This is a genomic window from Crassaminicella thermophila (assembly GCF_008152325.1).
In the GTDB taxonomy this organism is placed as follows: Bacteria; Bacillota; Clostridia; order Peptostreptococcales; family Thermotaleaceae; genus Crassaminicella_A; species Crassaminicella_A thermophila.
Window position 1 is genome coordinate 1,377,959 of record NZ_CP042243.1, and the last position, 25,063, is coordinate 1,403,021.

Sequence of the window (25,063 nt, forward strand, 5' to 3'; positions counted from 1 at the left end):
GTTTCAAGTTTATTACAATTTGCAAGCATATGGAGGATATTTATAATATATGTTGAATTTTGTAATATATTTAAAACTTAACAACACAACTAAGGGAGAGAAAGATGATGATAAATTTTAAAAAGCTTTCTTTTAGGTTTTTATTGCTATTAATTCTAATAATAATTCTACCTTTTCAAGTTAATGCTAATACGCAATCTAAGCTTATAAATCAAGTAAAAATAGGTATTCGATTTGGTGATAGTGCTACGCCCTTAGTTTCAATGTATTCACCTAGCGGTTTAGAGCTAGGGTATTATATTGGAAATGAATTCAAAAGTATGATAAGCTTTATAGAAAATGAGGAAATTATAATTAGAAAAGATAGCTATTTTATGGAGATAAATGGAACATTTATTGAGTATGATTTTGATAGTCAGAGTGATAGCTATAATACAAATATTCAAGGACCTATTCATATTCAAATTGGTGATAAATTTGATAGCTTAGATGAAGCAAATTCTTTTAAAAAATCTCTTCCAGATTTAATGGATAACACCTATATTGTTTATGAGGATGGTTGGAGAGTTTGGATAGGACTTTATAGTAGTTATTCGGATGCAGAAGCTGCATTTTCAAATATTAAAGCTTTAATTTCAAACGCTGAACTAAGAATTATTGCCAAAGATAGTAAAAGAATTCAAGTGTTAAATAAGTCTGGTAAAGTATTGTTTATGTATAATACTTCTAATGAAACTTATCATTTTAGACCAATTCCTCAAAAAGATAATCCTTCAGTAATCCAATTAGATGGGAAAAGTTTTAGAGGAACTATTATTATAAATAGGTATTTAGATAGTGATCTAACAGTAATAAACCAGCTTGATTTAGAAGAATATCTTTATGGTGTTGTACCTAGAGAAATATCAGGTGATTGGCCTTTAGAAGCTCAAAAAGCTCAAGCTGTTGCTGCAAGAAGCTATGCAATTGTTAATTTAAATAGACACAAAGATTATGGTTTTGATTTATGTTCTACTATACATTGCCAAGTATATGGGGGATATAGCAGTGAAAATCCTATAACTAGAAGGGCTGTTGATGAAACAAAAGGTGAGGTTCTAACGTATAATGGAAAAGTTGTTACAGCCTTTTATCATTCAAATAGTGGTGGACATACTGAAGATAGCGAAAGTGTTTGGTCTAATTCGTTGGGATACTTAAGAGGAGTAGAGGATCCATATTCTATTGGTGAACCTAATGATAAATGGACAAAAGTTTACACAAGGGAGCAAATTGAAGAAATTTTAGCATCTAATGGCTTATCAGTAGGAAGATTGGAAAATATAACTGTTGAAGAACGCTCAAAAAATGGAAGGGTTTTAAAAGTAGTGTTTTATGGATCTAAAGGAAATAAAACTTTAGAAAAAGGACAGATAAGAAATATATTTGGTTATAATAATATTAAAAGTACATGGTTTGATATTATGTCTAATGCGGATTCAACTGTAAAAGTGCTATCTGATTTAAATGAGTTGCCACAAGAAATAAGAACTGTAAATAAGTATATTATCACAGCTGAAGGAATTAAAGAAATTGAATTGCAAAATAAATATATGGATAATGGAAATAAAATGAAAGTGATTCCTACTCCAACTGGATCAGATCAATATTTATTTACTGGAAAAGGTTGGGGCCATGGTTTAGGAATGAGTCAATGGGGAGCTAAAAAAATGGCTGAAGAAGGTTTTAAATATAAACAGATATTAACACACTATTATACAGGAACTAAGATAGAGTAAGGAGTTTTAGAGATGAAAACAAGTGATTTTAATTTTTATTTGCCTGAAGAATTAATTGCTCAAACACCTTTAGAAAATAGGGATGAGTCGAGATTAATGGTTTTGGATAAACAAACAGGAGAAATTCAACACAAATTTTTTAAAAATATTATCGAATATTTAAAAAAAGGAGATTGCTTAGTGTTAAATAACACTAGAGTATTGCCTGCTAGATTGTTTGGAGCTAAAGAACATACTGGTGGAAAAGTTGAATTTTTACTATTAAAAAGAATAGATAAAGATAAATGGGAAACTTTAGTTAAACCAGGAAGAAAGGCTAAAATAGGAGATAGAATTGTTTTTGGTGATGGTTTATTAAAAGCAAAGATTGTTGATATTGGACAAGAAGGCTCAAGAATTGTAGAGTTTGAATACAATGGCATATTTGAAGAAATTTTAGATAAGCTTGGAACAATGCCTTTGCCACCATATATTAAGGAAACACTAAAAGAAAAAGAAAGGTATCAAACAGTATATTCAAAATATGAAGGATCTGCTGCGGCACCTACTGCAGGACTTCACTTTACGAATGAACTGCTTCAACAGATTGAAGAAAAAGGAATTAAAATAGTATATATAACATTGCATGTAGGACTAGGAACGTTTAGACCAGTAAAAAGTGAAAATATTTTAGAGCATAAGATGCATTCTGAGTTTTATATGGTGAGCAAAGAAGCAGCAGAAGTAATAAATAATACAAAGGCAAGTGGAGGGAGAATTATTTCGGTAGGAACTACTTCTACTAGAACTTTAGAAAGTATTGCTGATAAAAAAGGTTTTATTCATGAAGGACAGGGATGGACAGATATTTTTATTTATCCTGGGTATGAATTTAAGGTGATAGATGGACTAATTACAAATTTTCATCTTCCAGAGTCTACATTGATTATGTTAGTTAGTGCATTTTGTGGTAAAGATGTTACACTAAATGCTTACAAAGAAGCTGTAAATAATAAATATAGGTTCTTTAGTTTTGGAGATGCAATGTTCATCATTTAGAGATAATGACAAAAATTGTAGGAGGGCTTTGAATGGCAATAAAGTATGAATTAATAAAAGAGTGTAAACAGAGTGGTGCAAGATTGGGGCGTCTTCATACACCTCATGGGATTATAGAGACACCAATATTTATGCCAGTAGGAACACAAGCTACTGTAAAAGCAATGACACCAGAAGAATTGAAAGAAATAAATGCACAAATTATATTAAGCAACACTTATCATTTATATTTAAGACCTGGACATAAGCTTGTAGAGAAAGCTGGCGGGTTACATAAATTTATGAATTGGGACAGACCTATATTAACGGACAGTGGTGGATTTCAGGTTTTTAGCTTAGGAGATTTAAGAAAAATTTCTGAAGAAGGAGTAGAATTTAGATCACATTTAGATGGTTCAAAACATTTTATTAGCCCTGAAAAAGCGATAGAGATAGAAAATGCATTAGGGGCAGATATTATCATGGCATTTGATGAATGTGCACCATATCCTGCAGATAAAAATTATGTAAAGAATTCATTAGAACGAACAACTAGATGGGCTAAAAGATGTAAACAAGCCCATAAAAATCCAGATACACAAGCTTTATTTGGGATTATTCAAGGTGGAATGTATAAAGATTTAAGAGAACAAAGTATTAAAGAAATTGTAGAACTAGATTTTCCTGGATATGCTGTTGGTGGATTGAGTGTAGGAGAGCCAAAACCATTAATGTATGAAGTCTTAGAATATACTACTCCGCTTATGCCAAAGGATAAACCAAGATATCTTATGGGAGTTGGTACCCCAGACTGTTTAATAGAGGGGGTAATAAGAGGAATAGACATGTTTGATTGTGTTTTACCAACTCGAATTGCTAGAAATGGTACAGCTATGACTTCAGTAGGGAAAGTAGTTATAAAAAACGCAAAGTATATAGAAGATTTCGAGCCGTTAGATCCTAATTGTGATTGTTATACTTGTAAAAATTATTCTAGGGCATATTTAAGACATTTATATAAAGCGCAGGAGATATTGTCTGCAAGATTAGTTACATATCACAATCTTTATTTCTTGCTGGAACTTATGAAAAATATCAGAAATGCTATAAAAGAAGATAGATTGCTAGATTTTAGAAAAGAATTTTTTGAAAAGTATGGTTATGAAATATAAACTAATTAAAGGATTTTTTATTTATATGTAGAATACCAAATGTATATCAAAAAAAGGGGAGGCATAGATATATGAATCAATTATCTTCACCGATTTTTATGACTGCTATATTCATTGCAATATTTTATTTCTTGATTATTAGACCACAGAAAAAACGAGAGAAACAAATAAAGGATATGAGAAATAGCTTAAAAGTTGGAGATAATATTTCAACAATAGGTGGTATATACGGTAAAATCATAAAAATAAAAGATGATATGATAATTATAGAAGTTGGAGCTGATAAAACAAAGCTTCAAATTGCAAGATGGGCAGTTGGCAATGTAATAAAAAGTGATGATGTAAAATAAAATTAGGAAAGAAGATGACTATTTGTTATCTTCTTTTTCATTTTTATAAAAAAACAGAAGTACTTTTAATAGTAATATTTATAAAAGTATAGCATAAATATGATATAAGAATTCTGTGGAGGTGAAAGAATGAAATCTAACAGAAATATAGAGTTTAATAATGAAGGGATTATATGGATATATTTAAAAGCAATACTTGTAGCATGTATTTTTGTAATATTGGTATTTGTTTTTATGGCTTTGGTTATTACTTATACAAATGTTTCTGAATCGATCATCCCAATGGCTTCATCTATTGTTATGATTATAAGTTGTTTAATATGTGGACTATATACAGGTGTAAAACAAAAAAGAAAAGGATGGCTAAAAGGTTCATTAGCAGGTTTTATATATGCATTTTTAATCATTATCATGAGTTGGGTATTTATCAAAGATTTTACAATAGGAACAAATGTTTTACTCAAAAGTTTAATTGGTATTGTAGCAGGTGGAATTGGAGGTATGATAGGTGTAAATTTAAAATAAATGACTTTGACAATAACCCCCTTTATGTTATAATTTATTAGAAACTATTTTAGAGGAGGAAGTAGTATGAAATATATAAAGACATTAACAAAAGCGACATTAAAAGAAAGTGCTGCTAAAGGTGGATGTGGAGAGTGTCAAACTTCATGTCAATCAGCATGTAAGACTTCTTGTACAGTTGCTAATCAAGAATGTGAAAATAAATAATACATATTAAAAAACAGTAATATGTTGAAATATTACTGTTTTTTAAATGTATTTTTATAAATATGTTGCAATGGATTTATAATGAAAATATTAATAATTTAAAGGAGGACTAAAAATGATACATAAATTTAAACAAGATGATATAAGAATTGTGTTAGATGTTAATAGTGGAGCTGTGCATGTAATAGATGAAATAGTATATGAAATATTAGACTATTATAAAGAAAAAACAACAGATGAAATTATTGAAAAATTATCTGATAAATATACAAAAAAGCAATTGATTGAAGCAATAGATGAAATTAAAACTCTAGAAAGTGAAGGATTATTGTATACTGAGGATACTTATGTAAATCATCCTGCATTTATTAATAGAAAGCCTGTTGTAAAAGCATTATGTTTACACATAGCACATGATTGTAATATTAGATGTAAATATTGTTTTGCTTCTCAAGGAGATTTTAAAGGGCAAAGAACTCTTATGAGCGAAGAAGTAGGAAAAAAAGCATTAGATTTCCTTATAGAGAATTCTGGGAAAAGAAGAAATCTTGAAGTGGATTTCTTTGGAGGAGAGCCACTGATGAATTTTGAGGTTGTGAAAAAACTAGTTGAATATGGACGAAAAAGAGAAGAAGAAACTGGAAAAAGATTTAGGTTTACAATTACTACAAATGGAGTATTGTTAGATGATGAAAAAATGCAATATATTAATGAAAATATGGATAATGTAGTACTGAGTATAGATGGAAGAAAAGAAGTAAATGATAATATGAGATATACTATTTCTGGTCAAGGAACCTATGATATTATTGTACCTAAGTTTTTAAAGATGGCAAAAATGAGAAATGGGAAAAGTTATTTTGTTAGAGGAACTTTTACAAGAGAAAATTTAGATTTTGCTTCAGACGTATTACATTTAGCAGATTTAGGATTTAAAAATACTTCTGTAGAACCAGTAGTTGCAGAGGCTAATAATGATTATGCAATAAGAGAAGAAGATCTACAGACAATTTATAAACAATATGAAATACTTGCTAAGGAATTTGTGAAAAGAAAAGAAGAAGGAAGAGGTTTTGAATTTTTTCATTTTATGTTAGATTTAACACAAGGACCATGTGTGATAAAAAGATTATCTGGATGTGGAGCAGGAGCTGAGTATTTAGCAATTACACCAGAAGGAGATATTTATCCTTGCCATCAATTTGTAGGAAACGATGATTTTTGTATGGGAAATATAATGGAGGGCAAATTAAATAAACATCTTCAAGTAGATTTTGGAAATGCCCATGTATATAATAAAGAAAAATGTAATAATTGTTGGGCAAAATTTTATTGTAGTGGCGGGTGTCATGCTAATGCTTATAATTTTAATGAGGATATTTATAAACCTTATGAATTAGGTTGTGAAATGGAGAAAAAAAGAATCGAGTGTTCTTTAGTAATTCAAGCAAAATTGTTAAAATAGGAGGAAAAAATATGATTATAGAGTATCAAGGAAAAATACCAGAGATTGATAATAGTTGTTATGTATCTAATAACGCTACTATTATTGGGCAAGTAAGGATAAAAAAAAATGCAAATATATGGTATGGAGCGGTTATTAGAGGTGATGAAAATCATGTGATTATTGGAGAATGTACGAATATACAGGATAATTGTACTATTCATATTGCAAAAGATTATCCAACAATTATTGGAGATTATGTAACTGTAGGACATGGTGCAATTGTTCATGCATGTACAGTGGGTAATTATGTTCTTGTTGGAATGGGTGCAATTTTACTAAACGGTGCTGAAATAGGAGATAATGTAATTATTGCAGCAGGATCTATTGTACCACCAGGCAAAAAAATTCCATCTAATGTATTAGTTATGGGTTCTCCTGCAAAGGTAGTAAGAGAATTAACAGAAGAAGATAGAATAAAGCTAAAGGATTCGGCTATACATTATGTAGAATTAGCTAATGAACATAAAAATAGTAAAAAATAGAAAAATAAATAAGGATATAATTGACCGTATTTTGCACTAGGTATATAATAATTCTATGAGTAGATAAAGGAGGACAAAGGAGTTATGAAGATAAAAAATGCAATTGTCTTATTATTAATTATTGCCATTGTTGCAACAGGAGCTATTGCAGGGATCAATGGTTTTGAAATAGGCAATTTTAAAATAAGACCAATCAAACAAATGTTAAAGCTTGGATTAGATTTAAAAGGTGGCGTGTTTGTAGTTTTAGAAGCACAAACAGATGCTACTGGAGAAGAACTGGACAAGATTATGAATCAAACAAAAGAAGTTATTGAAAGAAGAGTAAATGCTATGGGACTAGCAGAGCCTAATGTCATGAGAGAAGGAGATAAAAGGATAAGAATAGAGTTACCAGGTGTAAAGAATGCACAAGAAGCAATTGATGCTGTAGGAAAAACTGCACAATTGCAATTTATGAATTATAAAGGTGAGGTAATATTAACAGGTGATCAAGTAAAAGATGCTAAAGTAGTATTTGAAAAAAATAGAGGAAATATTCCTTCTGTTTCATTAGAGTTTAATAGTGAGGGAGCAAAAAAATTTCAAATAGCAACTAGAGAAGCTGCTTCTAAACCAAAAGGATCATCAGAAAGAATTATAGCAATTGTTTTAGATGATGAGATTATTTCTGCTCCAGCTGTTAATAATGAAATTCCTAATGGACGAGCTGTTATTCAAGGAAACTTCACATTAGAAGAGGCTTCGCAGCTAGCAGCATTAATTAGAGGAGGAGCTTTGCCAGTTAATTTAATAGAAGTTCAAACTTCTGTAATTGGTCCTACTCTTGGTATGGACTCACTAAACAAAAGTATAAAAGCTGCAGCAATAGGGATTGCTCTAGTATTTATTTTTATGCTTATTTATTATAGAGTACCAGGTTTTATTGCTAGTATTGCACTAATTATTTATATTCTTATTGTCTTATGGATATTAATAGGTTTTGGCGCTGTGCTTACTTTACCAGGAGTTGCAGGTATGATTCTATCTATAGGTATGGCGGTAGATGCAAATGTAATTATTTTTGAAAGAATAAAAGAAGAAATACGAAATGGAAAATCTCTTAGAGCATCTGTAAATTCTGGCTTTTCTAAAGCGTTGACAACAATACTTGATTCAAATGTGACAACATTAATAGCAGGTGTTGTTCTTTATCAATTTGGATCAGGACCTATAAAGGGGTTTGCTGTGACATTAATGATAGGTGTAGCAGCAAGTATGTTTACTGCTGTTATAATAACAAAAACCTTATTAAAAATATTTATGAATATGAACGTTTTTAACAATACAAAATTATATGGGGCATAGAAAGGAAGTGTCATATATGAAGGTTATTGAAAGAAAGAAATTATGGTTTAGTCTTTCTATTGCCATTATTGTTGTTGGATTAATAATGGGAATGATTCAAGGCTTTAATTTAGGAATAGATTTTACTGGTGGAACAATGATGCAGATTAATTTAGGAAAAAGAGTATCAGTTGATGAGATACGAAATATTATATCAAAATTTGATTTGAAAGCAGATATTCTTCATGTAGGAGAAGAAAAACATGAAATTATAATAAAAACGAAAAAAGATTTAAATAATAATCAAAGACAAGAAATATTTAAAGTTTTTAAAGAAAAATATAATCTAAAAGATGAAGATTTAAGACAAGCAGAGCAATTTGGTCCATCTATTGGAAAAGAGATACAAAAAAAAGCATTATTATCAATTGCTATTGCTGCTTTAGGGATGCTTATATATATTACATTTAGATTTGAGTTTAAATTTGGTGTATCAGCTATTATAACATTATTACATGACATTTTTGTAGTACTTGCTATTTATGCTATATTTAGAATACCAATAAATAGCTCATTTATAGCTGCTATGTTAACAATTGTAGGATACTCAATAAATGATACTATTGTTGTTTTTGATAGGATAAGAGAAAATATTAAGTTTATGAAGAAGAAAAATTATGATGATATTGTAGATGCTAGTGTTAATCAAACATTAACAAGATCTATTAATACTTCTTTAACAACACTAATAACAATTACTGCACTATACATCTTGGGAGTAGAATCTATAAAAGAATTTGCATTACCTTTAATAGCAGGAACTATAACAGGAACATATTCTTCTATTTTTATTGCTAGTCCTATATGGACTTCATGGAAAAATTGGGAAGTTAGGAAAGGCAGATATAATGCTAGTTAATAAATTATTGATTTGGAAATGGTGACAATATAAAAGTTGTCACCATTTCTTATAGATAATGTTGTTCTTTTTATATTTCGTATTGAAGTTTGTTATCTATAGTTAAAAAATATCTATGTGATATTAAAGTGTTTTGTTTTTAATACTATTGAATAGGGCTATAATATGTCATATAATAAAGTGTATGCCAAAATTGTATGAAATAAGCACGGTTTTTTGATAATACATAAGTTATATTCATTAATGAATTAAGGGAGGAATCTTGATGAATTTAAAAGATAAAATAAGAATAATACCTGATTTTCCAGAGAAAGGAATCCGTTTTAAGGATATTACAACTCTTTTAAAAGATGGTGAGGCTTTTCGATATACGATTGATAAGTTGGCAGAAGAAATAGGAAATAAAGAATTTGATTTAATTGTAGGGCCAGAATCTAGAGGATTTATTATTGGAACACCTTTAGCATATGCTACTAAAAAAGGTTTTGTACCTGTTAGAAAACCTGGGAAATTGCCTTCAGAAACCATAAAATATGAATATGAATTAGAGTATGGTAGTGATGCTTTAGAAATGCATAAAGATGCCATAAAGCCTGGGCAAAAGGTGATTATTACAGATGATTTGCTTGCTACTGGTGGAACACTACTTTCTACAGTAAAATTAATAGAGCAATTAGGTGGAGAAGTTGTAGGAATATTATGTCTTATTGAATTAACTTATTTAAACGGTAGAGAATTGTTGAAAGGGTATGATGTAAAATCTCTTATTAAGTATGAATAGTGGTTGGATATCCAGCCACTTATTTACTATACATGCATATACATAAAATCTTTTGTATTGTTTAAGAAAATAGTTATGACAATTTTGTCTAGAAGAGTTGTCAAATATTTATTGATTTTTGACAAATGGATGTATTATATACTAGGCTTTTTAATTTATTTGTTATATAATGTATTTAATATTTTAAGGATGTATATAATTTAACTGTTATGAAGTACTAAATAGGGTGATGATATGTTAGAAAAGCTATTAGCACAAATTCAGCAATACAATCCAAATAGTGACTTAAGTTTTATTATCAAAGCGTATAATTTTGCTGAGGCTGCTCATGAAGGACAAGTAAGAAAATCTGGTGAGAAATATTTTGTTCATCCTGTTGAAGTTGCAAAAATATTAGTAGAACTTGAAATGGATGATGCAACGATTGCTGCTGGATTACTTCATGATGTTATTGAAGATACAAAATATAGTTATGATGAAATCAAAAATGAATTTGGTGAAGAAGTGGCTATATTAGTAGAAGGAGTAACAAAGCTTGGGAGATTTTCTTATGAAACAAAAGAAGAAAGACAGGCGGAAAGTCTTAGAAAAATGTTTCTTGCAATGGCAAGGGATATTAGGGTTATAATTATAAAACTAGCAGATCGACTGCATAATATGAGAACATTAAAATATATGAATGAAGAGAAGAAAAAAGAAAAAGCAGAAGAAACTCTTGAAATTTATGCACCAATAGCTCATAGACTAGGAATATCTAAAATAAAATGGGAATTAGAAGATCTATCCTTACGCTATATGGATCCGGAAGGGTACTATGATTTAGTAGATAAGGTAGCAAAAAAAAGACGCGAAAGGGAAGAGTACATTAATCAGGTTATTAAAGAGTTAAGATTGGCACTAGAAAATGTGCATATAAAAGGCGAAATTAATGGTAGATCGAAACATTTTTACAGCATTTATAGAAAAATGGTATATAGACATAAGTCTTTTGAAGAAATTTTTGATTTAACAGCTGTGAGGATTATTGTTGATACTGTAAAGGATTGTTATGGTGTATTAGGAACTGTTCATACTATGTGGAAACCGATTCCAGGAAGATTTAAAGATTATATTGCAATGCCAAAGCCAAATATGTATCAATCTCTTCATACTACTGTGATTGGACCTCATGGAGAACCTTTAGAAATTCAAATTAGAACATGGGACATGCATAGAATAGCAGAGTATGGAATCGCAGCTCATTGGAAGTACAAAGAAGGAAAAACAGGGAAAGATGACCTAGATGACAAATTAAGATGGCTTAGACAGTTACTAGAATGGCAAAGAGATATGAATGATCCTAAAGAATTTATGGAAAACTTGAAAATTGACTTGTTTACAAATGAGGTTTTTGTTTTTACTCCTAAAGGAGATGTAATTGATCTTCCAGCCGGATCAACACCGATTGATTTTGCTTATAAAATTCACTCTGCAATTGGAAATAGTTGTATTGGTGCAAAAGTTGATGGAAGAATTGTGCCGATAGATTATAAATTAAAGAATGGTAATATTGTAGAAATTTTAACATCAAAAAATAGTCATGGTCCTAGTAGAGATTGGCTAAAATTTGTAAAAAGTACCCAAGCAAAAAACAAGATACGTCAGTGGTTTAAAAAAGAAAGAAAAGAAGAAAATATTGAAAAAGGCAGAGACATGCTTGAAAAAGAAATTAAAAGAAATGGATTTGAAGTACATGAACTTGCTAAACCTCAATGGTTAAATATTTTAGTAAAAAAATTAAGGTTTAATAGTATAGATGATTTATATGCAGCAATAGGTTATGGCGGAATTTTATTAAATCAAGTAATTCCAAAACTAAAACAAATGAATAAAGAGTCACAAAAAGATGAAAAAGTAAATAAAAATCTAATAATTACTAAGAACAAACAATATAAACCAAAGCAAATAAGAAAAGACAAACAGGGTGTAAAAGTAAAAGGTATAGATAATATACTTGTGCGATTTGCAAAATGCTGTACACCAGTTCCAGGAGATGAAATTATAGGATTTATTACAAGAGGGCGAGGAGTTACAATCCATAGGTCAGATTGCGTAAATATATTAAAAGAAACTGATTCTATAGATAGGTTTATAGAAGTAGAATGGGATGAAGATAGACAAAAAGCATATGAGACTGAAATTCAAATTATATCTATTGATAGAAAAGGATTATTATCAGAAGTTACAAGTGTTTTATCTGATATAAATTTAACGGTAACAGCAGTGAATGCTAGAACTACTAAGGATAAAATTGCAATTGTTAATTTGACGATAGAAATTACAAATGTACAACAATTAGACAAATTGATAAACAAAATAAAATCAATGCAAGGAGTCATGGATGTGCATAGGGTAACGTCTTAGTTCAATAAGGAGGTATGAGATGAGAGCAGTTATACAAAGAGTGAAGAATGCAAGTGTTAGTGTAGATAACAATATTACTGGTAAGATAAATAAAGGTCTTTTAGTATTATTAGGAGTAGAAGAGGAAGATGGAGAAAAAGATCTGAATTATCTAGCTGAAAAAATTGTAAACTTAAGAATATTTGAAGATGAAAATGATAAGATGAATCTTTCTCTTTTAGATATAGGTGGGGAAATGCTCGTAGTTTCACAGTTTACTTTATTAGGGGACTGTCGTAAAGGAAGAAGGCCTAACTTTATGAATGCAGCTAAACCAGAAAAGGCAAATGATCTTTATGTAAAATTTGTTCAAAAGTGCAAAATATATGGAATAAAAGTAGAAACAGGTGTATTCCAAGCTCATATGGAAGTAAATTTATGTAATGATGGACCAGTTACAATACTAATTGATAGTAAAAAAATTTTTTAGGAGGAGATAAGCATGATTCTAGAAAGAATTCCTGCTGGGATTTATGCTGTTAATTGTTTTGTTTTAGCTTGTAAAGATACAAAAAAAGCTTGTGTTATTGATCCAGGTGGAGATGCTGAAGAAATATTAAATTATATTAAAAAAAATGATTTGGATTTAGCTTTTATTTTACTTACTCATGCTCATGGAGACCATATTGGTGGAATACCAAAGATAAAGGAAAAGATAGATATTCCTGTTTTGGTTCATGAAGATGATGGATATATGCTTAGTGATGGAAATAAAAATTTGTCAAATTTAATGAGTGGTCCAAATGTGGAGATAGTTGCTGATAGATTGCTCAAAGATGGAGAAAGTATTGAACTTGGGAATTTAAAACTTCAAATTATCCATACTCCAGGGCATACTAGAGGAAGTATTTGTATAAAGGTTGATAATATTTTGTTTACAGGGGATACATTATTTGCAAATTCAATTGGAAGAACAGATTTAGAAGGCGGTTCGTTTGAAAAAATAATTGATTCTATTAAGAGAAAATTACTTGTGATGGATGATAATATAAAAGTATTGCCAGGACATGGACCTATGTCAACGATAGGAATAGAGAGATTGAATAATCCATTTATAAATAAGTGATAAAATGTATATCTCTGAAGAGTTATGCTAAGAATAACATAAAGTTTAATTCTTCAGGAGGTTTTTCTATGAAAAAAAAAATAGGGAATTATATAATGAGAAAAAATATTGCTAGATTAACGGAAATTAATTTTCATGATTTTGTTCATATGGTTCAAGCAGGACTTTGTGATGAAGAAATAGCTGAAGAATTAGGTGTTCATAAGAGTTATATTGAGAAGTTAAAAAATGAAATGCAGAAGGATTTTTAATATAAGGTGATAGAAATGATAAATATTTTATTAAAAGGACATGATTTTAGATATGAAGTTGGAGAATTAATAAAAGTTTTTGTTGGATCTGAAAAGATTAAATTTATTGACAGTGAAGCTTTGGTAGATGACCAAAGCTTTTTGTTAGTAAACAGTTTTAATAGAGAATATAATAATTTTTCAGTTAGTACAAAAATTATTAAGAATAATAAAATGATTATAGAAAAAAGTATAAATTGTAAAATAGAAACGGATAATGAATTGAAAATACGCAAATTAATCAAGCGAAATATTAAGCTTTGTATTTATGACGTACTTAGTGATTTTTATAATACTTCGCCTCCTTGGGGAATTCTTACTGGTATAAGACCAACAAAAATTGCTTATGAGTTAATGGAACAGGAATTAGATATAAATCAGATTAAGAAAATATTGAAGGACTATTATAGGATAAGTGAAGAAAAGATAGATTTAGTTACGAAAATAGTACAAATAGAGAAGCCTATTATATCAAAAAATAATGTAGATACAGTTAGTATATATATTAGTATTCCATTTTGTCCAACGAGATGTTTATATTGTTCTTTTCCATCTAATCCATTAGATAAAGGAAAAAACCGTATAGAAGAGTACCTAAAAGCTTTAATTTATGAAATAAAAGAAACTGGAAAAATATTAAAACAGTTTAATAAAAATGTAGAAACTTTATATATTGGAGGTGGTACTCCAACTGCATTGAATGATTTAGAATTAGATATTTTGTTAAAAAAAATTAAAGAATATATTGATTTAAGATGGGTAAAAGAAATAACTGTTGAAGCAGGTAGGCCAGATACAATTACAAAGAAAAAATTGATGGTTTTAAAGAAACATGGTGTAAATAGGATCAGCATTAACCCTCAAACAATGAATCAAAAAACATTAAGTATTATTGGAAGATCGCATGAACCTGAAGATATTGTTAGTGCTTATGAATTAGCAAGACAGATTGGTTTTGATACTATAAACATGGATATTATTATAGGATTGCCTGGTGAAAATTGTAAAATGGTAGAAGAAACTATGAAAAAAATTCAAAGTTTAAATCCAGAAAATCTTACTATACATACTTTAGCAATAAAGAAAACCTCACAGCTAAGAGAGTATATAAAGGATTATGCTTTAGTGAAAGAAGATGAAGTAAAGAAAATGTTAGAGATTACAGATAGATATGCAAAAAAGATGGGACTTATACCATATTATATGTATAGACAGAAATATATGCTTGGAAATCTTGAAAATATTGGATATGCTAAGCCAGGACATGTCTGTATATATAATGTTCAAATTATTGAAGAAAAACAAAGTATTATTGCCTTAGGTGCAGGTGCAGTATCTAAAATATATTATCCATTAGAAAATCGATTAGAAAGAGTACCAAATGTAACAAATTTAGAACAATATATTTCTAGAGTAGAAGAAATGGTGGATAGAAAAAAGAAGGAAATAGTTAATATTTATATATGAAAAAAATTATTAGAAATAAGGTTTAATATTAAAATGTATTACGAACGAAAGTATATTGACAGATAAGAGGTTCTTATTTATAATAATAGACAATTATATATGGTATATGCAATGATAAGGAAGAGTAAATATAATACTATTTTCAGCGAGTTGAGAATTGGTGAGAGCTCAATAATAAAGGTTATATTGAAGACACCTTTGAGCAGATTATCTGAAAATTTAGTAAGGTAATACGTATTTCGGCGTTAACGAAAGAAAGAGGTTTTTCAATTAGGGTGGCACCGCGGGATATATTACTTCTCGTCCCTGTCAATAATAGGGATGGAGAAGTTTTTTGTATTTTTTATAATAACAAAAGGAGGTATGTTTATGCTAACTAAAGCACCAAGAGGAACAAAGGATGTTTTACCATCAGAGGTATATAAATGGCATTATGTAGAAAAAATATTTAGAAGCGTTTGTGACAAATTTGGATATAGAGAAATAAGAACACCAATTTTTGAGCATACAGAATTATTTAAGCGTGGAGTGGGTGAAACTACTGATATTGTTCAAAAGGAAATGTATTCGTTTGAAGATAATGGAGGAAGAAATATTACATTAAAGCCTGAAGGAACTGCTCCAGTAGTAAGATCTTTTATTGAAAATAAACTATATGCAGATGCACAACCAACAAAACTTTACTACATAACACCATGCTTTAGGTATGAAAGACCACAAGCAGGAAGATTGCGAGCATTTCATCAATTTGGTGTTGAAGTTTTTGGAACAACAAATCCTTCTGTTGATGCAGAAGTAATCGGTATAGCTATGGCTTTTTATAAAGAACTTGGAATATCAAATTTGGAACTTAGAATTAATAGTATTGGATGTACTGAATGTAGATCAAAGTATAATCAAATATTAAAAACATACTTAAAAGAGAAGCTACCAAAGCTTTGTAAAACTTGTAATAATCGATATGAACGAAATCCAATGCGCATTATTGACTGTAAGGTAGAAAGTTGTAAAGAACAACTTAAGGATGTACCGTTGATGATTGATTATATATGTGATGAGTGTAAAGAAGATTTTGAAAAATTAAAGGAAAACTTATCGCTTATGGACATAGAGTACATTATAGATCCTAATATAGTAAGAGGACTTGATTATTATACAAAAACAGCCTTTGAGATTGTTTCAAATGAAATAGGAGCACAAGGAACAGTATGCGGAGGCGGTAGATATGATGGATTAGTAGAAGAATTAGGTGGACCTAAAACACCTGGAATAGGTTTTGGAATGGGAATAGAGAGACTTTTATTGACATTAAAAAATAATCAAATAGAAATTCCAAAACCAGAAGGGCTGGATATATTTATAGCAACTATTGGAGAAAGAGGTGCAAAAGAAGCAATAAAATTGCTACATAAGTTAAGATTAGAAGGAATTTCTGCAGACAAAGATCATTTAGAAAGAAGTTTGAAAGCTCAATTTAAATATGCAAATAAATTAGATGCATCCTATACAATTGTAATTGGGGATGACGAATTAGATAAGGACATAGTAACGCTAAAAAATATGAAATCAGGTGAACAAATAGAAATTAATCTTAGCAACATAATAGCAGAACTAAAAAGTAGACTATAATTAGAAACATAGGAGGAAATATTATGGCAGAATCTTTAGGAAATATGAAGAGAACACACATGTGTGGTACATTAAGAACAAGCAATATAGGTAATGAAGTAGTATTAATGGGTTGGGTTCAAAAAAGACGTGACTTAGGAGGACTAATATTTACAGACTTAAGAGACAGATCTGGTATTGCTCAAATTGTATTTGATAAGGATGTTTCAGAAGAGGCATTTATAAAGGCAGAAAAAATTAGAGGAGAATATGTAATAGGGATTAGAGGAAAAGTAAGAAAGAGAGAATCTATAAATCCAAATTTACCAACTGGAGAAATTGAAGTATTTGTTGAAGAGTTAAAAATATTTTCACAAGCAAAAACACCACCTATTTACATTGAAGATGAAGACGAAGTTTCAGAAAATCTGAGATTAAAGTATAGGTATCTTGATTTAAGAAAGCCTAAGATGCAAAAGAATTTAATGTTCAGACACAAAATGGCAAAAATCACCAGAGATTTTCTTGATGAGAATGGTTTTGCTGAAATTGAAACACCGATGCTTACAAAACCTACACCTGAGGGAGCAAGAGATTATCTAGTACCAAGTAGAGTAAATCCAGGAAAATTTTATGCTCTTCCTCAATCACCACAATTGTTTAAGCAGTTATTGATGGTATCTGGTATGGATAGATATTTTCAAATTGTAAAATGCTTTAGAGATGAAGATTTAAGAGCAGATAGACAGCCAGAATTTACGCAAATTGATATTGAAATGTCATTTGTGGATATTGATGATGTATTATCCTTAAATGAAAAATTAATCCAAAAAATATTTAAAGAGATGCTAAACGTGGATATTGAGCTTCCGTTGCAAAGGATGTCTTATAAAGAAGCTATGGAAAGATATGGCTCAGATAAACCAGATATTAGATTTGGATTTGAATTAAAGTGTATTAACGATATTGTAAAAAACTGCGAATTCAAAGTATTTAGTGCTACAGTTGAAAATAGCGGAGATGTTCGAGGTATTAATATAAATGGATATGCTGATGCGTTTAGTAGAAAAAATATATCAAAATTAGAAGAATATGTTAAGACTTATGGAGCAAAAGGCTTAGCATGGATAAAAGTTACAAATGAAGGTGTAAATTCTCCAATAGCGAAATTTTTCAGTGATGAAGAAATGAAAAAAATTATTGAAAGATTTCAAGCAAAGGAAGGAGATTTAATACTACTTGTAGCAGATAAGCCAAAGGTTGTATTTGATGCATTGGGCCATTTAAGGGTAGAGATAGCAAAAAAATTAGATATTTTAGATAAAAATGAATATAAACTTCTTTGGATAACAGATTTTCCATTGTTTGAATATGATGAGGAAGAAAAAAGATATGTTGCAAAACATCATCCATTTACTTCACCAATGGAAGAAGATATTGATTTATTGGAAACTGAACCATATAAAGTAAGAGCAAAAGCGTATGATATTGTTCTTAATGGTATAGAAATTGGTGGAGGTAGTATTAGAATCCATGATAGTGAATTGCAGCAGAAAATGTTTAAAGCTTTAGGTTTTTCGCAAGAAGAGGCATGGGAAAAATTTGGATTTTTATTGGAAGCTTTTCAGTATGGAACACCTCCACATGGAGGTATAGCGTATGGATTAGATAGGTTTGTAATGCTACTTACAGGAAATGATAGCATTAGAGAAGTAATTGCATTTCCAAAAACACAAAATGCTTCCTCACCTATGACAGAGGATCCGTCAACTGTAGACAAGAGACAATTAGAAGAATTACATATTCAAATTGTTGAATAAAAAAAAGTATAGAGTGCATTTTGGCACTCTCTTTCTTTCATTATTTGAAATATTTGTTTATTGTATACGAAAAATAGGCTATAATGGATGTAAGAGGTGAATTTTATGATTCAAGTAGGAAAAGTAGTTGAAATTTTAGATAGTAAAAGAGCGAAAGTTTTGATGCGAAAGCATGCTGCGTGTGGAGAATGTGGAGCATGCCAGCATGGGGATGAAAATATGAATCTAAATATTATAGCTGTTAATGAAATAAATGCAGAAGTTGGAGATATAGTTGAAGTAAATATGGAAACACAGAATGTTTTAGGAGCAGCTTTTATTGTTTATGTAATTCCATTATTCGCAATGATTTTAGGTATTGGTATAGGTAGTTATTTATTTAAGAAAATGGGGGTTACAGTAAATTTGGAGATTTATGCAATATGCCTTGGCTTTGTTTTAACTGCTATAGCATATTTAGCTATTAAGTCACGTGAAGGATCTTTTAAAAAGGATAAAAGATATATGCCTGTAATATCAAAAATTTTAGATTAACTCTAATAATAAGCATTTCAAGGGGGGGTAATATGGGAAACGAGAATATTGTAATACTAAGTGCTGATAACTTTGAAGATGAAGTATTAAAGTCTAAGAATCCTGTAGTAGTAGATTTTTATGCTGACTGGTGTGGGCCATGTCAAGTAGTAGGGCCTATTATGGATGAGTTAGCAAATGAGTTAGAAGGAAAAGTGAAAATTTGCAAGGTAAATGTAGATGGGCAGACAGAATTAGCAAGGAAATTTAAAGTAATGAGTATTCCTACCATATTATTTTATAAAAACGGAGAACAAGTAAATAGAGTAACAGGTGCTTCATCAAAAAATGAATTTATGAATCTAATTTATAAAATGCTATAGAGACTCATACCGAGTCTCTAATGTTTTTTCTTTTTGAATAATTGTGTTTTTGCTTTAAAAATCATACGTGTTATTGATGATATGATTAAAATTGCTGCAGCAATACCGCCAGCTACAAATATGGTTTCACTTCCTATAGAAGCAAATCTATTAAAATCTTTTTCAATGACTGCAAGCATGGTATAATACATTCCAGCTCCAGGGACTAAGGGGATAATACCAGGAATAATAAAAACGGTTACTGTTTCTTTAAATATTCTAGCAAATATTTCACTAATGATAGCTACGATACATGCACCTATAGAGGATGCTGCGACGAGTGAATGAAAATATTGGTTTGAATATATAAAAGCCATCCAACCAATAGCACCAACAAATGAGGCCTTAACGATTGCTTTTTTAGGGATATTAAATAATATAGAAAATCCAACGGTTGCTAGAAAAGAAGAAATATATTGTAAAAACATCATAATATACCTCCGAATATGTATAACCAGAAATTCATAACAGTACCTACTCCTACAGCTATTGCTACGGCAATGATAATTGCTTCGCCTGACCTAGCTGTACCAGATAGCAAATCACCAGATATATAATCTCTTACGGCATTTGTTATGGCAACACCAGGAACTAAAATCATAATTGAACTAATAATGATCTTATCAATATTTATTCCTAAGTGTATATTTATTGATAAAATAGCTAATAAAGCAGTAATAGTTCCGCCAATAGCATTTTGAATAAATAAATTTGAATCTAGGTTTTCAACAAATGATACTGCAATATAAACAAAAATGGAGATAAAAAAAGAACAAATAATATCATTGTATGTTGCACCTAATAAGACAGCAAAAAAAGCAGAAGCGATACCAGCACTAATAGCTTTTAATAGTTTTGAATATTTAGGGAGATTATCAATATTTCTTAAAATTTCCATACCTTCTTCAACGGATATATAAGATGTAGCAAGTTTACGAGAAAAATTATTGACTTGAGAAACTTTATTTAAGTCAATGGTTCTTGTTTTTATTCTTTTAATAAACGCATTTGTTTCAGTATCATCATTACTATCAACAGAAATAAAAATACCAGTAGGTGTTACAAAAGATTCTACATATGGAATATGATAAGCCTTGCATATTCGAATAATGGTATCTTCTACTCGATAAGTTTCTGCTCCATTTTTAAGCATGATTTCTCCTGCATAGAGTGCTAGAGTAAGAATATTTTTCTTTTTAGTACGCATGTTTAATCACTCCTTTACAGCAAAACAAAATCAATTATATCAGAATAAAAATTAGGTTACAATATGATATAGATGAAGATTTATTATTTTAAACGTTAACTTTTTATTATTGTTTTAATACAAAGCTTGTAAATTAAAACGATAAAAATTATAATAAAAATAAGAAAGATTTTGAAAAGGATGAATTAATTAGGAAGGGAGATAAAATAATGAATTTTGACCATTTAAAAGGTATAGACATTGATATTTTTAATGCAATTCAAGATGAGATAGGAAGACAGGCAAGCAAAATTGAATTAATTGCATCTGAGAACTTTGTAAGTTATGCTGTGATGGAGGCAATGGGAAGCCAATTAACTAATAAATATGCTGAAGGATATCCTTCTAAACGTTATTATGGTGGTTGTGAATATGTTGATATAGTAGAAGATTTGGCAATAGAGAGATTAAAGAAGCTATTTAGTGCAGAACATGTAAATGTTCAACCTCACTCAGGAGCTAATGCTAATATTGCAGTATATTTTACAGTACTTAATCCTGGAGATACTGTATTAGGGATGAATCTTTCACATGGAGGACACTTAACACATGGAAGTCCTGTAAATATTTCAGGTAAATATTATAATTTTGTGGATTATGGTGTAGATAAGGAAACAGAGACTATTGATTATGAAGAGATTCGTAGAATTGCTAAGGAAGTAAATCCAAAATTAATCGTTGCTGGTGCTAGTGCGTATCCAAGAATAATTGATTTTAAAAAATTTCGAGAAATAGCTGATGAAGTTGGTGCATATTTAATGGTAGATATGGCACATATTGCGGGATTAGTAGCAGCAGGATTTCATCCAAATCCATGTGAATATGCACATTTTGTCACTACAACAACACATAAAACATTAAGAGGTCCTAGAGGTGGAGCAATTCTTTGTAAAAAGGAATTTGCAAAACAAATTGACAAGGCTATATTCCCAGGAACACAGGGGGGCCCACTTATGCATGTTATTGCAGCAAAAGCAGTTAGCTTTAAAGAAGCATTAACAGACGAATTTAAAGTATACCAACAACAAGTTATAAAAAATGCAAAAAAATTATCAGAGGAACTAATAAAAAGAGAATTTCGATTAGTTTCTGGAGGAACAGATAATCATCTAATATTAATTGACTTAAGAAATAAAAATATAACTGGAAAAGAAGCTGAACTATTACTAGACGAAGCTGGTGTAACTGTTAATAAAAATACTATTCCATTTGATCCACAAAGTCCTTTTATAACAAGTGGAATTAGAATTGGTACACCAGCAGTAACAACTAGAGGAATGAAAGAAGAAGATATGATAGATATTGCAGAAATTATTAGAACTGTTATTGATAATCCTAAGAAAATGCAGGATGCAAAAAAAATGGTGGAAAATTTATGTACTAAATTTCCATTATATAAATAAAACATGACGTTATGTCATGTTTTATTTATAGAGGTTTAAAAGATGAAAGGAAGTGTTTTATGGATGTTTATGTTCATGAAATATTAAAAATTATTTTAGAATATGTTGATGAAGGTATACATGCAATAGATAATAAAGGAAAAACAATTCTATATAATCGTGCAATGGCAGAATTAGAAGGTATGGATAAGGATGATGTTTTGGATAAACAGCTTTTAGATGTTTTTCCTACGCTAAATAAAAATAATAGTACATTATTACGCATATTAAGGACGAATGAAAAAATAATAAATCATCCTCAAACTTATTTAAATAACAAGAATAAAGAAATTACTACAATTAACACAACGATACCTATTTTTTTTAATAATAAGAAAGTAGGAGCCTTAGAGATTGCAAAAGATATTACTAAAATTAAGCAATTATCAGATCAAAATATGTCTCTTCAGCTTCAATTATCACAACCAGAGAGTCAAAAAATATTTCTTAAAAAATTCACATTTTCAAGTATTATTGGAAATAATAAAAATTTCTTAAATGCTATCAATTACGCAAAAAAAGCTTCAAAATTTTCATCGAGTGTTTTCATATATGGAGAGACTGGTACAGGAAAAGAATTAGTTGCTCAAAGTATACACAATGCAAGTCAAAGAGCGAATAAACCATTTCTTGCTCAAAACTGTGCAGCAATTCCAGAAACTTTGTTAGAGGGAATTCTTTTTGGAACTGTCAAGGGTAGCTTTACAGGTGCGATTGATAGACCTGGATTATTTGAACAGGCTAATAACGGTACAATTTTTTTAGATGAAATTAATTCAATGGGGTTACAGTTGCAGTCAAAATTATTAAGGGTATTACAGGAGGGTACTGTAAGACGAGTAGGAGGGATAAAAGATATTCCAATAGATGTAAGAGTCATTGCTAGCAGTAATGAAGAACCTTATGAGGCAATTGAAAAAGGTAATTTAAGGAAGGATTTATTTTATAGGATTAATGTCATTCCTATTAATTTACCCCCTTTAAGAGAAAGAAAAGATGATATTGAACTCTTAACCAAACATTTTGTAGATAAATATAATAAAAAACTAAATAAAAAAATAAGAGAGATTGATTTTTACATTTTAGATGCTTTTAAAAATTATAAATGGCCTGGTAATGTGAGAGAATTAGAAAATGTTATAGAAGGTGCAATGAATATTGTTGAAAATGATACTATATTAAGAAGAGAACATTTTTCGCCTCAAGCTAATGCAAAAATTTTTGCATTAGCTCATGAGCGAGATTATGAATTAAAGAATAATTTACCAGATACACTTGCAGATATCGAAAAAAATATTATTCAAAAAGTATTAAAATCTTGTAATCATAATATCTCAAAAGCTGCATTTCTATTAGGTATAAAGAGACAGACATTGCAACATAAATTAAAAAAATATAATATAGTTCAAAAATGAAACTGCAAAAATATTTGCATATACTCGCAAATATTTTTGCAGTTTTATTTTTATAGAAATAAAAGATATATAAAAACAATAGAATAGATGTATAAATATGCAGAATATACAAAAAAGTGACAATAAATGCAAAAAAACTGTGATAAATAAAGACTGAAAGATGGCATAAAAATTGCTTTAATAAATAATGAAAAAAATAAAAATTATTTTGGAGGTGTAATAATATGGAAAATGTAAAGGTTATTATTTATGGTTTAGGTGCAATGGGTAGAGGAATGGCAGAAATGTTATTAAAGAAAAAAGGTGTTGAAATTGTAGGTGTAGTAGGTAGAGGAAAAATGCTAGGTACTAGTATGTATGATTATCTTTCTGTAGAGAGAGGAGACAGACCGGATGTAATAATTAGTACATATGATAAAGTAATCACTGAAAAAGCTGCTGATGTAGTTTTATTATGCACTGATTCTTTTACAAAAAATGCATTTGAAAAAATTAAGTATTGTTTAGAAAATAAAATAAATGTAATATCTAGTGCTGAGGAAATGTCATATCCAAAAGCACAAGAACCAGAACTTGCAAAAGAAATAGATAAAATAGCAAAAGAAAATGGTGTTACTGTATTAGGAACAGGAATTAATCCAGGATTAATGATGGATTTATTGGTTGTTCTCTTAACTGGAGCTTGTGAAGAAGTAGAGCATATTACAGCTAGAAGAGTTAATAGTTTATCACCGTTTGGTCCAGCTGTAATGGAGGAGCAAGGAATAGGTTTAACTGTAGATGCATTTAAAAAAGGTATTGAAGAAGGTACATTAGCTGGACATGTAGGTTTTTGCGAATCAGTAAATATGATTGCGGATGCGATTGGTTGGAAATTAAGTGATAAGGTGAAGCAGACAATGGAACCAATTGTTACAAATGTATATAGAAAATCTCCTTATGCAGAAGTACAACCTGGGGATGTTGCTGGATGTGCTATGAAAGGATACGGATATGTTGATGGTAAGCTAAAAATAGAAATGGATCATCCACAACAAATAGAACCAGAACTAGAAGGGGTTCATACAGGTGATTATATTATTATTAAAGGAAGACCAAATATTAATATGTCTATAAACCCTGAAGTGCCTGGTGGAATAGGAACAATTGCTATGTGTGTAAATATGATTCCTCATGTTATTAATGCAAGAGCGGGTCTAAAGACTATGTTAGATTTACCTGTACCAAGAGCTATTATGGGAGATATGAGAGAGTTAATAGAAAGGTAG

25 protein-coding genes and 1 other annotated feature are annotated in these 25,063 nt (G+C 29.8%); of the genes, 23 read left to right on the forward strand and 2 right to left on the reverse strand.

All coding sequences use genetic code 11. The features are described from left to right. Window positions 1-107: 107 nt before the first annotated feature. The 20 genes from FQB35_RS06570 (at window position 108) to trxA (ending at window position 19,653) form a co-directional block, all read left to right on the forward strand. Window positions 108-1,778 carry a SpoIID/LytB domain-containing protein gene (locus FQB35_RS06570; protein WP_168198266.1) on the forward strand — a complete coding sequence of 557 codons (1,671 nt, stop codon included), beginning with the start codon at window positions 108-110 and terminating at the stop codon, window positions 1,776-1,778. A 12-nt stretch (window positions 1,779-1,790) separates the two neighbouring features. After that, window positions 1,791-2,816 carry a tRNA preQ1(34) S-adenosylmethionine ribosyltransferase-isomerase QueA gene (gene queA, locus FQB35_RS06575; protein WP_148809219.1) on the forward strand — a complete coding sequence of 342 codons (1,026 nt, stop codon included), beginning with the start codon at window positions 1,791-1,793 and terminating at the stop codon, window positions 2,814-2,816. Between the two features lie 32 nt (window positions 2,817-2,848). Then, window positions 2,849-3,967 carry a tRNA guanosine(34) transglycosylase Tgt gene (gene tgt / locus FQB35_RS06580; RefSeq protein WP_148809220.1) on the forward strand — a complete coding sequence of 373 codons (1,119 nt, stop codon included), beginning with the start codon at window positions 2,849-2,851 and terminating at the stop codon, window positions 3,965-3,967. A gap of 71 nt (window positions 3,968-4,038) precedes the next feature. After that, window positions 4,039-4,317, forward strand: coding sequence for a preprotein translocase subunit YajC (gene yajC, locus FQB35_RS06585; RefSeq protein ID WP_148809221.1), 279 nt, complete (start codon window positions 4,039-4,041; stop codon window positions 4,315-4,317). A 129-nt stretch (window positions 4,318-4,446) separates the two neighbouring features. After that, on the forward strand, window positions 4,447-4,842 hold the full coding sequence (locus FQB35_RS06590; RefSeq protein WP_148809222.1) for a TIGR04086 family membrane protein: 396 nt from the start codon (window positions 4,447-4,449) through the stop codon (window positions 4,840-4,842). A gap of 66 nt (window positions 4,843-4,908) precedes the next feature. Beyond that, window positions 4,909-5,049, forward strand: a complete 141-nt coding sequence (gene scfA / locus FQB35_RS06595; protein WP_148809223.1) for a six-cysteine ranthipeptide SCIFF — start codon at window positions 4,909-4,911, stop codon at window positions 5,047-5,049. A gap of 115 nt (window positions 5,050-5,164) precedes the next feature. Further along, window positions 5,165-6,514 carry a thioether cross-link-forming SCIFF peptide maturase gene (gene scfB / locus FQB35_RS06600; protein WP_148809224.1) on the forward strand — a complete coding sequence of 450 codons (1,350 nt, stop codon included), beginning with the start codon at window positions 5,165-5,167 and terminating at the stop codon, window positions 6,512-6,514. An 11-nt stretch (window positions 6,515-6,525) separates the two neighbouring features. Then, complete coding sequence (locus FQB35_RS06605) at window positions 6,526-7,038, forward strand: gamma carbonic anhydrase family protein (protein ID WP_148809225.1); 513 nt, start codon at window positions 6,526-6,528, stop codon at window positions 7,036-7,038. A gap of 84 nt (window positions 7,039-7,122) precedes the next feature. After that, a complete protein-coding gene (gene secD / locus FQB35_RS16155) occupies window positions 7,123-8,385 on the forward strand; it encodes a protein translocase subunit SecD (protein ID WP_168198267.1) in 1,263 nt (420 codons plus the stop codon). Window positions 8,386-8,401: 16 nt separating this feature from the next. Then, entirely contained in the window at window positions 8,402-9,283 is an 882-nt protein-coding gene (secF, locus tag FQB35_RS16160) for a protein translocase subunit SecF (RefSeq protein WP_168198268.1), read from the forward strand. Between the two features lie 265 nt (window positions 9,284-9,548). Continuing rightward, the gene (locus tag FQB35_RS06615; RefSeq protein ID WP_148809226.1) at window positions 9,549-10,064 is read left to right on the forward strand and encodes an adenine phosphoribosyltransferase; all 516 of its coding nucleotides are present in this window, start codon (window positions 9,549-9,551) and stop codon (window positions 10,062-10,064) included. 234 nt (window positions 10,065-10,298) lie between these two features. After that, window positions 10,299-12,467 (forward strand): RelA/SpoT family protein, encoded by a 2,169-nt coding sequence (locus tag FQB35_RS06620; RefSeq protein ID WP_148809227.1) that lies wholly within the window; start codon window positions 10,299-10,301, stop codon window positions 12,465-12,467. 19 nt (window positions 12,468-12,486) lie between these two features. Further along, on the forward strand, window positions 12,487-12,936 hold the full coding sequence (dtd, locus tag FQB35_RS06625) for a D-aminoacyl-tRNA deacylase (protein ID WP_148809228.1): 450 nt from the start codon (window positions 12,487-12,489) through the stop codon (window positions 12,934-12,936). Window positions 12,937-12,948: 12 nt separating this feature from the next. After that, a complete protein-coding gene (locus FQB35_RS06630) occupies window positions 12,949-13,572 on the forward strand; it encodes an MBL fold metallo-hydrolase (RefSeq protein WP_148809229.1) in 624 nt (207 codons plus the stop codon). A 68-nt stretch (window positions 13,573-13,640) separates the two neighbouring features. Further along, window positions 13,641-13,823, forward strand: coding sequence for a helix-turn-helix domain-containing protein (locus FQB35_RS06635; RefSeq protein ID WP_148809230.1), 183 nt, complete (start codon window positions 13,641-13,643; stop codon window positions 13,821-13,823). A gap of 15 nt (window positions 13,824-13,838) precedes the next feature. Next, window positions 13,839-15,329 (forward strand): coproporphyrinogen dehydrogenase HemZ, encoded by a 1,491-nt coding sequence (gene hemZ, locus FQB35_RS06640; protein ID WP_148809231.1) that lies wholly within the window; start codon window positions 13,839-13,841, stop codon window positions 15,327-15,329. A gap of 102 nt (window positions 15,330-15,431) precedes the next feature. Continuing rightward, window positions 15,432-15,640 (forward strand) — a binding site (T-box leader). 58 nt (window positions 15,641-15,698) lie between these two features. Beyond that, on the forward strand, window positions 15,699-16,958 hold the full coding sequence (hisS, locus tag FQB35_RS06645; protein ID WP_148809232.1) for a histidine--tRNA ligase: 1,260 nt from the start codon (window positions 15,699-15,701) through the stop codon (window positions 16,956-16,958). 23 nt (window positions 16,959-16,981) lie between these two features. Continuing rightward, window positions 16,982-18,757, forward strand: a complete 1,776-nt coding sequence (gene aspS, locus FQB35_RS06650) for an aspartate--tRNA ligase (RefSeq protein ID WP_148809233.1) — start codon at window positions 16,982-16,984, stop codon at window positions 18,755-18,757. Between the two features lie 105 nt (window positions 18,758-18,862). Further along, window positions 18,863-19,291, forward strand: a complete 429-nt coding sequence (locus tag FQB35_RS06655; RefSeq protein WP_148809234.1) for a SoxR reducing system RseC family protein — start codon at window positions 18,863-18,865, stop codon at window positions 19,289-19,291. A gap of 32 nt (window positions 19,292-19,323) precedes the next feature. Beyond that, the gene (trxA, locus tag FQB35_RS06660; protein ID WP_148809235.1) at window positions 19,324-19,653 is read left to right on the forward strand and encodes a thioredoxin; all 330 of its coding nucleotides are present in this window, start codon (window positions 19,324-19,326) and stop codon (window positions 19,651-19,653) included. A gap of 17 nt (window positions 19,654-19,670) precedes the next feature. Here trxA and FQB35_RS06665 read toward each other — a convergent pair whose 3' ends face one another. Both FQB35_RS06665 and FQB35_RS06670 read right to left on the reverse strand, forming a co-directional pair. Further along, the gene (locus FQB35_RS06665) at window positions 19,671-20,123 is read right to left on the reverse strand and encodes a threonine/serine exporter family protein (protein ID WP_231701871.1); all 453 of its coding nucleotides are present in this window, start codon (window positions 20,121-20,123) and stop codon (window positions 19,671-19,673) included. Further along, window positions 20,120-20,899 (reverse strand): threonine/serine exporter family protein, encoded by a 780-nt coding sequence (locus FQB35_RS06670; RefSeq protein ID WP_148809237.1) that lies wholly within the window; start codon window positions 20,897-20,899, stop codon window positions 20,120-20,122. Before FQB35_RS06670 ends, FQB35_RS06665 begins: the two co-directional genes overlap by 4 nt. 209 nt (window positions 20,900-21,108) lie before the next feature. Here FQB35_RS06670 and FQB35_RS06675 point away from each other — a divergent pair, with 209 nt between their 5' ends. The 3 genes from FQB35_RS06675 (at window position 21,109) to ord (ending at window position 25,063) form a co-directional block, all read left to right on the forward strand. Further along, window positions 21,109-22,341 carry a serine hydroxymethyltransferase gene (locus FQB35_RS06675; protein ID WP_148809238.1) on the forward strand — a complete coding sequence of 411 codons (1,233 nt, stop codon included), beginning with the start codon at window positions 21,109-21,111 and terminating at the stop codon, window positions 22,339-22,341. A gap of 59 nt (window positions 22,342-22,400) precedes the next feature. Continuing rightward, window positions 22,401-23,795, forward strand: a complete 1,395-nt coding sequence (locus FQB35_RS06680) for a sigma-54 interaction domain-containing protein (protein ID WP_148809239.1) — start codon at window positions 22,401-22,403, stop codon at window positions 23,793-23,795. A 224-nt stretch (window positions 23,796-24,019) separates the two neighbouring features. Then, window positions 24,020-25,063, forward strand: a complete 1,044-nt coding sequence (gene ord / locus FQB35_RS06685) for a 2,4-diaminopentanoate dehydrogenase (RefSeq protein ID WP_148809240.1) — start codon at window positions 24,020-24,022, stop codon at window positions 25,061-25,063.

Coding starts and splice junctions, on each gene's coding strand:
- FQB35_RS06570 (WP_168198266.1), top strand. CDS start 108: ATGATAAATTTTAAAAAGCTTTCTTTTAGGTTTTTATTGCTATTAATT.
- queA (WP_148809219.1), top strand. CDS start 1,791: ATGAAAACAAGTGATTTTAATTTTTATTTGCCTGAAGAATTAATTGCT.
- tgt (WP_148809220.1), top strand. CDS start 2,849: ATGGCAATAAAGTATGAATTAATAAAAGAGTGTAAACAGAGTGGTGCA.
- yajC (WP_148809221.1), top strand. CDS start 4,039: ATGAATCAATTATCTTCACCGATTTTTATGACTGCTATATTCATTGCA.
- FQB35_RS06590 (WP_148809222.1), top strand. CDS start 4,447: ATGAAATCTAACAGAAATATAGAGTTTAATAATGAAGGGATTATATGG.
- scfA (WP_148809223.1), top strand. CDS start 4,909: ATGAAATATATAAAGACATTAACAAAAGCGACATTAAAAGAAAGTGCT.
- scfB (WP_148809224.1), top strand. CDS start 5,165: ATGATACATAAATTTAAACAAGATGATATAAGAATTGTGTTAGATGTT.
- FQB35_RS06605 (WP_148809225.1), top strand. CDS start 6,526: ATGATTATAGAGTATCAAGGAAAAATACCAGAGATTGATAATAGTTGT.
- secD (WP_168198267.1), top strand. CDS start 7,123: ATGAAGATAAAAAATGCAATTGTCTTATTATTAATTATTGCCATTGTT.
- secF (WP_168198268.1), top strand. CDS start 8,402: ATGAAGGTTATTGAAAGAAAGAAATTATGGTTTAGTCTTTCTATTGCC.
- FQB35_RS06615 (WP_148809226.1), top strand. CDS start 9,549: ATGAATTTAAAAGATAAAATAAGAATAATACCTGATTTTCCAGAGAAA.
- FQB35_RS06620 (WP_148809227.1), top strand. CDS start 10,299: ATGTTAGAAAAGCTATTAGCACAAATTCAGCAATACAATCCAAATAGT.
- dtd (WP_148809228.1), top strand. CDS start 12,487: ATGAGAGCAGTTATACAAAGAGTGAAGAATGCAAGTGTTAGTGTAGAT.
- FQB35_RS06630 (WP_148809229.1), top strand. CDS start 12,949: ATGATTCTAGAAAGAATTCCTGCTGGGATTTATGCTGTTAATTGTTTT.
- FQB35_RS06635 (WP_148809230.1), top strand. CDS start 13,641: ATGAAAAAAAAAATAGGGAATTATATAATGAGAAAAAATATTGCTAGA.
- hemZ (WP_148809231.1), top strand. CDS start 13,839: ATGATAAATATTTTATTAAAAGGACATGATTTTAGATATGAAGTTGGA.
- hisS (WP_148809232.1), top strand. CDS start 15,699: ATGCTAACTAAAGCACCAAGAGGAACAAAGGATGTTTTACCATCAGAG.
- aspS (WP_148809233.1), top strand. CDS start 16,982: ATGGCAGAATCTTTAGGAAATATGAAGAGAACACACATGTGTGGTACA.
- FQB35_RS06655 (WP_148809234.1), top strand. CDS start 18,863: ATGATTCAAGTAGGAAAAGTAGTTGAAATTTTAGATAGTAAAAGAGCG.
- trxA (WP_148809235.1), top strand. CDS start 19,324: ATGGGAAACGAGAATATTGTAATACTAAGTGCTGATAACTTTGAAGAT.
- FQB35_RS06665 (WP_231701871.1), bottom strand. CDS start 20,123: ATGATGTTTTTACAATATATTTCTTCTTTTCTAGCAACCGTTGGATTT.
- FQB35_RS06670 (WP_148809237.1), bottom strand. CDS start 20,899: ATGCGTACTAAAAAGAAAAATATTCTTACTCTAGCACTCTATGCAGGA.
- FQB35_RS06675 (WP_148809238.1), top strand. CDS start 21,109: ATGAATTTTGACCATTTAAAAGGTATAGACATTGATATTTTTAATGCA.
- FQB35_RS06680 (WP_148809239.1), top strand. CDS start 22,401: ATGGATGTTTATGTTCATGAAATATTAAAAATTATTTTAGAATATGTT.
- ord (WP_148809240.1), top strand. CDS start 24,020: ATGGAAAATGTAAAGGTTATTATTTATGGTTTAGGTGCAATGGGTAGA.